Source organism: Clostridium paridis (assembly GCF_016765615.1).
Taxonomy (GTDB): domain Bacteria; phylum Bacillota; class Clostridia; order Clostridiales; family Clostridiaceae; genus Clostridium_T; species Clostridium_T paridis.
Genome location: NZ_JAESWA010000027.1, coordinates 182,524 through 195,627, shown reverse-complemented (window position 1 = coordinate 195,627; position 13,104 = coordinate 182,524). Strand labels below are relative to the sequence as shown.

General features: G+C 32.0%; 13 protein-coding genes. 4 read left to right on the top strand and 9 right to left on the bottom strand.

Annotation, left to right across the window (positions count from 1 at the left end; translation table 11 throughout):
• The first annotated feature begins 34 nt into the window (after positions 1 to 34).
• Complete coding sequence (locus tag JK634_RS18490) at positions 35 to 322, top strand: hypothetical protein (RefSeq protein WP_202769208.1); 288 nt, start codon at positions 35 to 37, stop codon at positions 320 to 322.
• A gap of 11 nt (positions 323 to 333) precedes the next feature.
• Positions 334 to 915, top strand: coding sequence for a hypothetical protein (locus JK634_RS18485; protein ID WP_202769206.1), 582 nt, complete (start codon positions 334 to 336; stop codon positions 913 to 915).
• Between the two features lie 47 nt (positions 916 to 962).
• Here JK634_RS18485 and JK634_RS18480 read toward each other — a convergent pair whose 3' ends face one another.
• The 8 genes from JK634_RS18480 to JK634_RS18445 form a co-directional block, all read right to left on the bottom strand.
• Entirely contained in the window at positions 963 to 2,144 is a 1,182-nt protein-coding gene (locus tag JK634_RS18480) for a DegT/DnrJ/EryC1/StrS family aminotransferase (protein WP_202769204.1), read from the bottom strand.
• A gap of 21 nt (positions 2,145 to 2,165) precedes the next feature.
• The gene (locus JK634_RS18475) at positions 2,166 to 3,290 is read right to left on the bottom strand and encodes a DegT/DnrJ/EryC1/StrS family aminotransferase (RefSeq protein WP_202769198.1); all 1,125 of its coding nucleotides are present in this window, start codon (positions 3,288 to 3,290) and stop codon (positions 2,166 to 2,168) included.
• 26 nt (positions 3,291 to 3,316) lie between these two features.
• On the bottom strand, positions 3,317 to 4,087 hold the full coding sequence (locus JK634_RS18470; protein ID WP_202769197.1) for a DeoR/GlpR family DNA-binding transcription regulator: 771 nt from the start codon (positions 4,085 to 4,087) through the stop codon (positions 3,317 to 3,319).
• A 157-nt stretch (positions 4,088 to 4,244) separates the two neighbouring features.
• Positions 4,245 to 5,417, bottom strand: coding sequence for an ABC transporter permease (locus JK634_RS18465; protein WP_202769196.1), 1,173 nt, complete (start codon positions 5,415 to 5,417; stop codon positions 4,245 to 4,247).
• The gene (locus JK634_RS18460; RefSeq protein ID WP_202769195.1) at positions 5,417 to 6,130 is read right to left on the bottom strand and encodes an ABC transporter ATP-binding protein; all 714 of its coding nucleotides are present in this window, start codon (positions 6,128 to 6,130) and stop codon (positions 5,417 to 5,419) included. The genes JK634_RS18465 and JK634_RS18460 overlap by 1 nt, the downstream gene beginning before the upstream one ends.
• Positions 6,131 to 6,208: 78 nt before the next feature.
• On the bottom strand, positions 6,209 to 7,861 hold the full coding sequence (locus tag JK634_RS18455) for an efflux RND transporter periplasmic adaptor subunit (protein ID WP_202769194.1): 1,653 nt from the start codon (positions 7,859 to 7,861) through the stop codon (positions 6,209 to 6,211).
• Between the two features lie 254 nt (positions 7,862 to 8,115).
• Positions 8,116 to 9,147: a low-specificity L-threonine aldolase gene (ltaE, locus tag JK634_RS18450; RefSeq protein WP_202769193.1), complete on the bottom strand. Its 1,032-nt coding sequence runs from the start codon at positions 9,145 to 9,147 to the stop codon at positions 8,116 to 8,118.
• A gap of 38 nt (positions 9,148 to 9,185) precedes the next feature.
• Entirely contained in the window at positions 9,186 to 10,526 is a 1,341-nt protein-coding gene (locus JK634_RS18445; protein ID WP_202769192.1) for an SH3 domain-containing protein, read from the bottom strand.
• Between the two features lie 415 nt (positions 10,527 to 10,941).
• On the opposite strand from JK634_RS18445, the gene JK634_RS20585 reads away from it, so the two are divergent.
• The gene (locus tag JK634_RS20585; protein WP_274229164.1) at positions 10,942 to 11,076 is read left to right on the top strand and encodes a hypothetical protein; all 135 of its coding nucleotides are present in this window, start codon (positions 10,942 to 10,944) and stop codon (positions 11,074 to 11,076) included.
• A gap of 35 nt (positions 11,077 to 11,111) precedes the next feature.
• On the opposite strand, the gene JK634_RS18440 is transcribed toward JK634_RS20585, so the two are convergent.
• The gene (locus JK634_RS18440) at positions 11,112 to 12,512 is read right to left on the bottom strand and encodes an MATE family efflux transporter (protein WP_202769191.1); all 1,401 of its coding nucleotides are present in this window, start codon (positions 12,510 to 12,512) and stop codon (positions 11,112 to 11,114) included.
• Positions 12,513 to 12,660: 148 nt separating this feature from the next.
• Here JK634_RS18440 and JK634_RS18435 point away from each other — a divergent pair, with 148 nt between their 5' ends.
• Positions 12,661 to 13,092, top strand: a complete 432-nt coding sequence (locus JK634_RS18435) for a MarR family winged helix-turn-helix transcriptional regulator (protein ID WP_202769190.1) — start codon at positions 12,661 to 12,663, stop codon at positions 13,090 to 13,092.
• The last annotated feature ends 12 nt before the right edge of the window (positions 13,093 to 13,104 follow it).

Sequence of the window (13,104 nt, the reverse complement as noted above, 5' to 3'; positions counted from 1 at the left end):
AATCAATATTTATGTTTAAATAGGAGGTTACACCTTGAAAAAATTTATTACTATAGTTGTTTCTATATTTTTTACTTTTACTATCCTTGCTGGCTGCGGAAGGAGACAAGATGCTTCTAATAAACAAGTAAATAATAGTTCTGAAGCATCATCCAAATCTGTTCCTAGTACTAAAAATTCTAATACCGATAACTCAAAAGCAGCAAATACATCAATTAATAATGTAGATAGCAGCTTAGATAACTTAAATAATGCCTTAGACAGTCTAGATGATAGCACTGATGTAAATGAAACTGATACATTAATAAATAATTTAAAATAGGAGATGTTATTATGAAAAATTTAAAGTTAAAAGTTCTTGCTTCAATGGTGGCTATTACTTGCTTAGTTCCAGCAATTTCTGCAAGTGCTGCTGAAACTAGTACTAGTGCAACAAAACAATTTGGCTCAGGGTTAATTAAACAACAACAAAATATTGAGACTAAAAGTGAATGGCAACAATACAAACCTGCTGCTACACAAAAGAAAGATACTATTAAACAAAATCACGCGACTAATCAAGCTCTTAGAAACGATATTAAAGGGAAAAGAACAACTGCAAAAAATCTCATAAAGGATATAAAACAGAGTGGCAAAAAACTAACTTCTGATGACTTATCTAAAATTGATGCTCAATTGCAAACAATAAATAGTGACGTTTCTTCTTTAGCTGCAACTAAAGACTCTACTAAAACAGCCTTTACTACTGTAAAAACTGATGTTAAGAATAAGAATTTTCAAGACGCTTTAACTCAACTAGATAATGTTATAAATATTCAAAACACTAGAACAGATGGACTAAAAAAATTAAGTGCTGATATGGATACACTTATAAACATTCTTCAATCAGCTACAGCTAATTCAACAACTATGTAATAAAATAAGCTGTTTCAAATTTTGAAACAGCTTATTTAAACTTATATCTATTTAAATTCTTTTTCTATTGATTCTATTAATTCCTTTACTACATATTCAGCATCTTCTAATGATAAAGTTGAATACAAAGGCAAAGTTATCTCATTTTCATATTGAGCATATGCGTTAGGGTAATCCTTAATATCATATCCTAAGTTTTTATATAAAGTAAGCATAGGAAGTGGTATAAAATGAACATTTGTAGCTATATCTTTCTCTCCCATATCCTGAATTACTCTATCTCTTTGTTCTTCTTTAAATCCCTTTATTCTTAATGTATATATATGATAGCAGCTTTCCGAAATATCATCATTTGCTACCGGTATAATAGCCCATTCCTTTTCACTCAATATATTATTATACACATTAAATAAAGCTTTTCTCTTTTCTGTCATTTCATCATATCTCTTTAGCTGAGCCAAACCTATTGCAGCCATAATATCAGTCATATTGCATTTTAACCCATCTGTTAATATATCATATTTCCATGCTCCAGCCTGCATTTTTGATAAAGCATCCTTTGTTTGACCTTGAAGTGCGGTATACTTAAACTCTCTAAACAAATCTGGTTTTCCATGAAAATTGTTGTCATTATAGGTTATTGATCCACCCTCAGCTGTAGTAAGATTTTTTACAGCATGATAGGAGAAAACATGAAAATCCATTTGCCCTCCAACTCTTTTTCCTTTGTACTTTGCCCCAAAAGAATGAGCTGAATCTGAAATAAGTACTATGTCTTCACGATTTTTAGCCTTTATTACTTCTCTAACTGAATCATAGTCTACTGGCATTCCTCCAATATCAACAGTCATTATTGCTTTTGTATTTGGAGTTATTGCATCATATATTTTGTCTATATCTATTAAGAAACTATCCTTTTTAACATCTACAAATACAGGTTTTATTCCTCTATGAATTAAAACATTGGAAGTTGCTGCATAAGTATATGGAGTTGTTATTACTTCATCTCCTGCACCTAGATTTAAAACCTTTAGAATTAATTCTAAACCTGCTGTTGCACTATTTAATGCAACAGAATAATTTGCATCAGAATAATTTGCTACTTCCTGCTCAAATTTCTGCACCTTAGGTCCTGATGTAATCCATCCACTCTTTAATACTTCTACAACAGCTTGAATTTCTAAATCTGTTATATCTGGAGGGGAAAAAGGTATTTTCTTATTTATCATATTCTTATCCTTCTTTCACAATTATTTATTCTTGTAGAAATTTATAATAGTATCACAAACATATTCAATTTCTTCATTTGTTATTTCAGGATATATTGGTAACGCTAATATTTCACCACAAATTCTTTCTGCCACAGGGAAATCTCCTTTTTTGTATCCTAAATATTTAAAGGATTCTTGAAGATGTAGTGGTATTGGGTAGTAGATACTATATCCAATTTCATTTTTCTTTAAATATTCTGCAAGGCCATCTCTATCTTCAGCTAATATATTAAATACATAATATACTTGCTTTTGATCTCCCTTTGCAATTGGAAGTCTAACATTCTTACAATCTTTTAGTTTTTCCATATAAAGCTCTGCAATTTCTTTTCTTCTTTTTATTGCATCATCTATATATTTTAATTTAACTGATAGTATAGAGGCCTGAAGGGTGTCTAATCTTGAATTATAACCTATAAAATCATAATGATATTTTTTTGAAGCTCCATGTACCCTATAACACTTAGCAAGGTTAGCAAGCTCATCATTATTTGTTATAATCATTCCTCCATCTCCATAACCGCCAAGGGTTTTTGTTGGGAAGAAGGAAAATACTCCAAAGTCTCCTATAGCTCCTGAGTGCTTATATTCTTCTCCATTTCCTTTCCATCTCATACCAAATGCTTCCGCAGCATCTTCTAGAACTTTAAGATTATGCTTCTCTGCTACATCCATTATTTTATCCATGTCAGGCATTTGATCAAAAAGATGTATTGGTAATATACCTACTGTATTTTCATTAATCTTTTCTTCAATTTTATTTACATCTATACCAAAGGTCTCTTCATCTATATCAACAAAAACTGGCTTTCCTCCGTGCTTTGTTATACATGACGCAGATGCTAAAAACGTAAATGGTGATGTAATGATTTCTTTTCCATCTTTAAATCCTAAAATGTCAGCTGCAATAACCAATGCATCTGTACCTGATGCAACTCCGATAGCATGCTTAGCTCCTGTATACTCCTCGATTGCCTTTTCAAATTCTCTTACTTCTTCTCCAAGTATAAAGTTTCCCTTTTCAATAATCTTTTGTATTGCCTTATCAAACTCCTCTTTTTTTTGGTCATACTCTCTTTTAGATGTATAAAAATCTACTTTCATCTTTTTCTCCTTTCATTTTTCAATAATTATATTTCTTTAGCTATTATAACCTTAACTTCTTGTTGCTTTAATTTCTCTATTTCTTCATCTGGCGCTTCCCAGTCAGTAATTATTATGTCTAAGTCATTTATATCAAGAGTTTTTGAAAAGAATTCAGTACCTACTTTATCAAAATTAGCTAGACATATCTTCCTTCTAGACACTCCCGCTACAGCTTTATGAAAGATTGCACCTTCTGGAGTCGAGCTGCTTAATCCATGTTTTGCAGAAATACCTCCTCCAGTTAAAAAAGCTTTATCTATCCTTAAGTTTCTTACAAATTCAGTGGCTAATGCATCTACTATTCCTTCTTCACTTTTTATCTTTCCACATACTATATATGATTCTATATTATTAAAATCCTTAAGACGTTCTGCCACTCTAAGTGAATTAGTGATTACAGTAAATGTCTTATCTCTAGGAAGATATTTAAGCATAATAAAATGAATACTTGCATTTCCAATAAAGACTGTATCCTCTTCCTCAATATAACTGGCTGCTATTTTTGCTACAGCATTTTGATGCTCTGTTCCATCACTATATCTAATCTTATCATCCATTGGTAGCCTTCTAACCTTTGATAAAGTTACAGCACCCCCATGAGTCCTCTTAAGAAGTCCTTTTTCCTCCATATAGGTAAGATCTCTTCTTATTGTATCAATAGATACTTCAAGTTCCTCTGATAAATCTTTTGCAAGAACCCTTCCTGTTTTTTTAATTTTCAAGAGTATTTGTTCTCTACGTTCCTCTGCAAACATAATTCTTAATCCCTTTCCAAAATCATTTTACAACAGTTCCATTATGATATTAGCATTTTTGTGCAGTTTTGTAAATGGTTTTGTGCAGTTTTTTGCAGTTTTGCATATAAAAAAGGAATAGCAATCGCTATTCCTTTTTAAACAAATATCTATATTTTTATTCAAACCTTAAGGCATCAATTGGATTTAACTTAGACGCTTTATTAGCTGGATACATTCCAAATACTATTCCAACTAAAACAGAGAATACGAATGCTCCAATTACTACATTTCCTGAAATATAAACATTCATTTTAAATAAATTTTGTGCTCCATATCCGCCTAAGTAGCCAAGTAATACACCAATTATTCCTCCAAGACTACTAATACTTGCAGATTCAATTAAAAATTGCAGTAAAATACTACTTCTTTTAGCTCCTATGGCTTTCCTTATTCCTATTTCTCTAGTTCTTTCTATAACCGAAACAAGCATTATGTTCATAATTCCTATACCTCCTACTAAAAGGGATATAGCTGCAATTCCTCCTAGCATAGCAGTTAAGCTTGCAGTTGTAGTACTAGCTGTTTGAAGTAATGATGTCTGGTCGAATACTCTATAACTCTTAGTGTCATTATTATACTTCTTATTTAAAAATAATTGTAAATAAGACATAGCTTCACTAACACTATCTTTATCTTTGGCCTCTACATAAAAACTTCTTATTTTAGTAGTTTGAAGTAATCTTTCTGCAGTAGATAATGGAAGTATTATTCTGTCGTCACTAGAGCCTGCTGAAGTACTTCCCTGTGGTGTAAGTACCCCTACAATATTAAACTCTATTCCATTTACATACATTGTCTTCCCCACTACGTCTGTTGTACCAAATATATTATCTGCTGTTTCACTACCAATAACTAACACCTTATATCTTTGTTCTAAATCAATATCATTTATAAATCTACCCGCACTTACGCTTATTTTTCTAATTTCCTCATAGGAAGGAGTAGATGCTTCTAAGCTAGTAGTTGCTGATTTTGTTCCTGCCTTTACATTAACACTTCCTGATGTTAATGCAGGAGCTATTTCTTTTATTCCAGGCTTTGTTTTTAAATCTGCTAACTCTTGGTCTGTTATGGTTGCAGTTCTATTTCCAGTAATACTTACAGTAATTAAGTTTGTACCCAAACTTTCTATTTGTTCTGTAACCTGCTTATTAGTTCCCTGTCCAATTCCTACTAATACAATTACAGAAGATATACCTATAATTATCCCTAACATTGTTAAGAATGACCTCATCTTATTGCTCCAAACAGAAGATAAAGCCATTTTAAATAACTTAGTTACTTTCATTAGCTAACTTCACCTTCTTTCATGCTATCTGAGGTAATTCTACCATCTTTAACAGTAATAATTCTATGAGCTTCTTGGGCAATTTCCATATCATGCGTAATCATAACTATCGTATTTCCTTCTGCGTTAAGTTCCTTTATCATCTGAAGAACTTCTTTACCTGTTTTACTGTCTAGAGCTCCAGTAGGCTCGTCAGCTAAGATTATTTGAGGTTCTGTAACTAAAGCCCTTGCGATTGCAACTCTTTGTTTCTGTCCTCCTGATAATTCTGTTGGTTTATGCTTAAGATGAGATTCTAATCCAACCTTTTTCAGCGCCACTAAAGATTTTTCTTTTATTTTACTATTTGAGAGTCCTAAGTATACAAGTGGTAATTCAACATTCTCTAAAACACTTAACTTTGGTAACAAATTATAGTTTTGAAATATAAACCCGATTTTTTTATTTCTTATCTCTGCAAGCTTAGAATCACTACATCTAGTATCTAGCCCATCAAGAAAATAATCCCCTTTTGTAGCAGTATCTAGGCAACCTATTATATTCATCAAGGTTGATTTACCCGCACCAGATGGTCCTACTATTGCCACATATTCACCTTTATTTATTGTTAGGTTAACATCATCTAATGCTATAAATTCACTACTTCCCATTGGATAGGTTTTATTTATATTTGTCATTTTAATTACTTCAGTTTGGTTTATTTCATTTGCCATATAATATCTTCCTCCAGTAAGGCATTTTTAAAAGATAGACATCCTCAAAAATGACACATTATAATTTATATTATCTGGTTAGTTTCCTTTGCTTGTGCCATTAGTACTTCCACTCTTACTACCATTGCCATTACTACTATTGCCTGCATTTCCACCACCTGTTTGTCTATTGGCTCCGCCTCCTATACTGCCGCCAAAGCCTCCCATGCCACCAAAACCACTTCTATTTCCTGTTGTATTAGTAGTTGTAGTTTTCGGCAAAGTAACTAAAACTTTTTCTCCTTCAGTTAGTCCATCTAAAATCTCTACATAGTTTTCATTTTGTATTCCTGTCTTAACCTGAACAAGTTTTCCTGCACCTGAATATGTGCCTCCCATTCTTCCACCTGCTCGTCCATTTCCACTTCCTGAATATGAACCTTTTTGATTATTACTTGAACTATTATTTGAATTGGCATTTGAACTATTACTTGATGCCGGTGCACCTTCTACCATTACATATTTAGTTCCGTTCCTATCTACTAAAGCTTCTGTAGGTATTGCTAAAACATCATCCTTACTTTCAACTGATATATTTACATTTGCATTCATTCCTATTTTAATATCTGTTGGGTTTGCTACTGAAACTACAACATCATATGTAGTTACATTATTACTTGAAGTTCCTGTTAGTGCTATTGATTCTACTGAGCCATCAAAAGTTTTATCACTAATTGCATCGAACTTAATCTGAGCTTTTTGTCCAACCTTAACCTTGTTTATATCCATTTCATCTATAGCAACCTTAACCTTTATTGATGATGGATCTACCACAGTTAATACTGATTTACCAGACTGTATATCATCACCATTGGCATTATTTTCTTGTGTAACTATTCCATCAATTGGTGATGTTACTGTCATTTTAGTCACTTGCTCTGAAGCAGAATTATATTGACTTTGAGCATCACTAACACCTGACGTATCTGAACTTGAGCTTGATTGTCTTTGAGCTGATGATAAAGATGCTTTTGCTTTACTTAAATCATCTTGTGCTTTTGAAACCGCATCTCTCAAATCCTGATTGTCTGTAGTAAATAATCTTTGACCCGAAGCAACTTTACTTCCAACTCCTACACTTAATCCTTGTATTGTTCCACTATTATTTGAAGTAACTTGTACTACTTTGCCATTATCATCAGTGATTGATAAAATTGGTTTTCTAGAATCAACATAATCTCCGTTACTATTATTTACTGCAGTTACAGTTCCACTTACTGGTGCACTTGATGTCATTGAATTTACTTTATTTGTTGCTTGGCTAAGTTCATTTTCTGCTTGAGTTACTGCAGCTTGAGCATCTGCAACTTGGCTATTTGTATTACTAGCTGATGCCTGAGAATTTGCCTTATCTAAGTTACTTTTTGCTTTATCTAAGTTTTGCTTTACATCTTGGCTGTCAGAAACAAACAAAGTATCCCCTGCTTTAACAGTATCCCCTACCTTTACATTAAGTCCAGTTAGTGTACCATTATTACTTGCAGATATATCTTTAGATGTTCCTGCAAATGCAGATCCTGTACCCTGTACATTTACTGTAATATTTGTTTTTGTAGCAGATACAGTCATGTATTGAGCACTTGTAGCCGTAGCCTTGCTGGCAAAAATCTTATTGTATCCTACATATCCTCCTGTAGCTACTGCAATTACAACTACTGCTGCAACAATGTATTTCACTAGCTTTCTTTTCATAATAATTCCCCCTACATTGATTAATTATCATTTTTAAAATATCCAACTATAATTTAACAATATCTTTAATATATCTAGTATATTGTTCGAAAGTGTCAATTTAATGACAATACTCCTAATTATTTTTTATAAAACACTACTATTTTAAAATTTAACCTTTCTTTAATATTTCTAAAGTTTTATATATAAAAAGGGCAAAAAATAAGATTCAGAAATTTTTTGTTTGAAAAATCTCTGAATCTTATTAATCATTACTATATTAATTCCTTCATCACGTTAACAACATAATCAATATCTTCTTTATTAACCCAATAGTGTGTCACAAATCTCATCTTTCCTGCTTCTGGTGGATTTGTTTTTATTCCTTTGCTTAAAAATGCGTCACATAGCTCATTAGAGCTCTTATTGCAATTTTCAATTTTGAAGAAAACCATATTGATATCAAGGTTATCTTTATCAACAGTTATACCTGAAATCTCCTCTAGTCTACTTGCTAGGTATCTTGCATTATGATGATCTTCACTTAATCTGCCAGTCATCTCTTTAAGTGAAATAAGTCCTGCAGCTGCTAAAAAGCCACCTTGTCTTAATCCACCGCCCATTAGCTTTCTTTTCTTTCTAGCTTTTTCTATAAATTCCTTGCTTCCTGCTAATATAGATCCTATTGGAGAGCATAGCCCCTTAGATAAACAAAACATTACTGAATCACAATATTTAACAATATCTTTTGCATCAACTTGTAAATACGTTGCTGCATTAAATAATCTTGCTCCATCTAAGTGTACCTTTAAATTCCTTTTTTCTGCTATGTTATAAATTGATTTCATGTATTCCAGGTCTACTACTGATCCATTTGAATATGCATTCTCTAAACAAATCAAAGATGTACCTGGAAAATGAATATCTTCCTGTTCTGATCTTATTATAGATGTAACCTTTGAGACATCCATCTTTCCTCTTTTTGTTTCTAACGCTCTAAGTTGAACACCTGCAATTACAGCTGCTGCACCGACTTCATGCGCAACTATATGACAATCTTCACCTAGTATTACTTCGTCTCCTCTTTTACAATGGGTAAATATAGCTAGTTGATTTCCAAAAGTTCCACTAGGGACAAATATTGCTGCCTCTTTTCCAACCATGGTTGCTGCATATTTTTCTAATTCTTTTATAGTAGGGTCATCCTCATACACGTCATCCCCTACTGTAGCCTTAAACATAGCTTCTCTCATTTTTTCAGTTGGCTCTGTTACTGTATCACTTCTTAAATCTATAATCTTACTCATAGTTTCCTCCAATTGTACCTATGCCTTAAATAATTCTACTAATTTAGGATTCTTCTAACTCGGCCTATTTTACTCCAATTTACATTTACAATCTTCACATAATCCTTAGAGTTTGGTGACTCTATCCATTGCCCATTTCCTATGTACATGCCTACATGACTAATATCACTATAGAATAAAAGATCTCCCGGTTTTGCATCCGAAACAGATACTTCCACTCCATTATTAATTTGATCCCAAGTAGTTCTTCCGATAGTTATTCCTGCTTGCTTATATCCCCATTGAACAAAACCTGAACAATCAAATGCTCTATATCCCTTATCTACATATTTTGCAGCCAAGTCATAAACTCCTCTTGATGCCTCAACTGAAAAAGTTTGTTTTATAGTATTTAAGTACGCTGTTGTTAATAATTCTCCTGCCCCACCATAAACATATGGAGATCCAATTTGTGCTTTTAATGCACTTAAAATCTTATTATAGGCTGAAGAATTACTTGGAGTGTTGGTATTATCAGCACCACTGCTATTATTAGAACTAGTCCCATCTACTAACTTAACATAGTCCTTAAGTAGGTATCCTATGTTCCCATTATAATTAACATTATACCAATCCCCATACGTTCCTAAGACATCAAAAGTTGCTCCAGGTAATAAATATGCTAATACTTTACTATCTGATCCAGTACTTGGCTTACTTCTTAGTCTTAGATTAGAGCTAACATTATAAACTACCCCTCTCTTACTTCCATTATCTTGTGATGGAGTTTGAGTCGGATTCTGAATTGGTGTCGAAGGACTAGTAGTTCCTTCTGATGTACCAATCTCTTTAACATAATCTTTATGTACATATCCACTTATTCCATTTGCTTGTATATAGAACCAATATCCTGACTTACCCTTTATATCAAATGTTTGTCCATTAGTAAAATATCCAACGATTGATGAACTAGTGCTGGCAGATGATCTTATTCTTAAACTACTACTTATATTAACAACTTCTCCTTTAGATGAAGAAGAAACTATATTATTCGTAGGTGTAGTCACAATACCACCTGACGAGACGTCCTTAACATAATCCTTACTTACATATCCACTTCTGCCATCATACTGTATATTGTACCAATCGCCTTCTGAACCTAATATACTAAAAGTTTGTCCATTTACTAAGTATCCAATTATTGAGTAATTAGATCCTGCACCTGATCTTACTCTAAGATTAGTGCTAACATTAATAACTTGTCCTTTTTTGGTGAATTGCTGAATATTTGCTACTGAAGTTGTATTTGTTGCTGCATATGCCGCATGATTTGAAATAATAACACCTGTTGATGTTGCTGCAGTAGTCATGAGTAATTGAACTATTTTCTTTTTATCCACTTATATCCCCCCTTAAGTTCCTATAAAAAGCTATATATTAACATAAGTTTTATACACTTTATTCCTCACATAGAATTTTCGACTGATTTTGGATTCTCATTACTAATTATTATACTACTTTCCATAATAAATTTATAAATTTTTTAAAAACATTTATTTACGATCTAAAAATGCACTTAAAATATACCGATTTTTATGCATCTAAAATTTATCAAAGCTTTTTGATATTTATTGATAATCTATCAATAAACTCTGTCCTTATATAGTTTTCATTTATTAATTTATTAAAAAAAATCACAGTTTTTGGGCATGTTTTTAATTGACTATCATCATAGAATATATTATAAAGAAGATGTAGAGACAATTAATATTTCTAGAATTTATTAACGGATTAAATTCTAAGGAGATGATATAAATGATGAAAATACAGAACTTATTCAAGAAATTTATACAAGAAATGCACATTATAGACGAAGAACCACATCCAAGAAAATATAGTGATCTAGCACAAGAAACAAAATATAAATACGGTAGAATGCCATTAATGTAAAATAAAAGAGCCCTTTGGGCTCTTTTATTTTACATTTACATATCTGCTACTTTAACTTCTAAATCACCTTTAGGAAACTCTTCTTTATCCTTTTGTTCTTCCCTTGTAAGAATCTTCATTTCCCTATAAACAAACACACCTGTAACAACAGTTGTAATAAAGTCGGCTATAGGTTGAGCCATCCAAATACCATCTAATTTAAAGTAATTAGGTAGTATGATTATCAATGGTATTAAAAACAATACTTGTCTAAGTAGTCCTAGTATCATAGAAAGTTTTGCTTTCGCTATAGCTTGGAAATAATTAGTTCCAACTATAGTGAAGCCTACAATTGGTAACATTAATAAAAATATAGTAAGTCCTCTTGATCCCATATCTACTAGCCCAACATCATCACTGTTAAATATCTTTATTATTTGAACTGGGAATAGTTCTACCATTATAAATCCGAACACTGTAATTGCTGTAGCTCCCATAACGGCATACTTAAGTGCCTTTTTAACTCTCTTGTAATTTTTTGCACCGTAATTGTATCCAATAATAGGCTGAACCCCTTGATTTATTCCGAATATAGGCATTAATATAAGCATATTAATGCTTGTCACTAGTGCCATAGCTCCTATAGCAATAGAACCACCGTAATTTTCTAAACTCTTGTTAAATGTAATGGTAACTACACTTGCTGCTAATTGCATTACGAAAGGAGACATACCAATTGCTATTATTTGCCTAATAATATGAGAATCTAACTTCAGGTTTTCTCTCTTAAGCTTCAATAGTCCCTTACCTTTTAGGAAGAACCAAAGTGTCCAAGTGGCAGTTATCATTTGTGAAATAACAGTTGATAAAGCTGACCCTCTTACTCCCAATTTAAATACAAATATAAATAAAGGATTAGCTATAAAATTTATAAAAGCTCCTAACAACATTGTAACCATTGCCGTTTTAGGATCACCTTGTGACCTAATAACTGAATTTAATCCAAAAGCAATATTTTGAAAAATAACACCAAGGAAAATAATAAAAGAAAATTCTTTTGCATAAAGCATTATATCTTCGTTTGCCCCTAGTATCCTAAGTATAGGCTCAAGGAAAAGTATTCCTACGACAGTAATAAATACAGAGAATATAACAAGTAAAACGAATGCATTTCCTAAAATATGTTCTGCTTCTTCTTTTTTATTCTGACCTAGTTTTATAGAAATAACTGCACCTGCACCTATTCCTGCAAGCATACCAAACGCCATAATGACATTTGTTATTGGGAATGTTACTGCTACACCTGAAAGCGGTAGAGATCCCACCCCTCTTCCAACAAATATTCTATCTACAATACTATAGAGTACATTCACTAACATACCAATAATTGCTGGAATAGAAAATTTCAAAAGAAGTTTCCCTACACTTTCAGTGCCTAATTCATTTGTTGTATTCATAATTAAAACCTCCTTTAAAATTTAATATATGATTTTTATAATATATGTATTATAATAATAGTTGCACTGGCAACTATTATTATATTTCAAATAAGTTGCAAATGCAACTATATATTGAACTATAAATTATGCTATGGGGGAAATAGCTTTGGAAAGTAGTGAATCCTTAGGTAAATGGATATCTATATTAAATAGGTATAATCAAAATTATATTAGCAAGCATTTAAAAGAATATAATATAGGCAGTGGTCAATACATATTCATCTTAAATTTATATTGTAATGATGGAATAAGCCAAGATAAGCTTTCTGATCTACTTGCAATAGATAAGGGAACAACCGCAAAGGCTATAAAAAAACTTGAAGAAGCTGGTTATGTTAGACGAGACGTTGATGAAACAGATCGTAGGGCCTATAAGCTTTATGTTACCCAAAAAGCCCTTGATATAAAACCAATAATTACTAGGGTTCTTAATGAGTCCAGTTCATTTCTATCCTTTGATTTTACAGAGGAAGAAAAACTTCTAGCCTTAAAATTATTAAAGAAAATGTCTGACAATGCTATAAAATACTTAGAATAGCATAACTGAGGA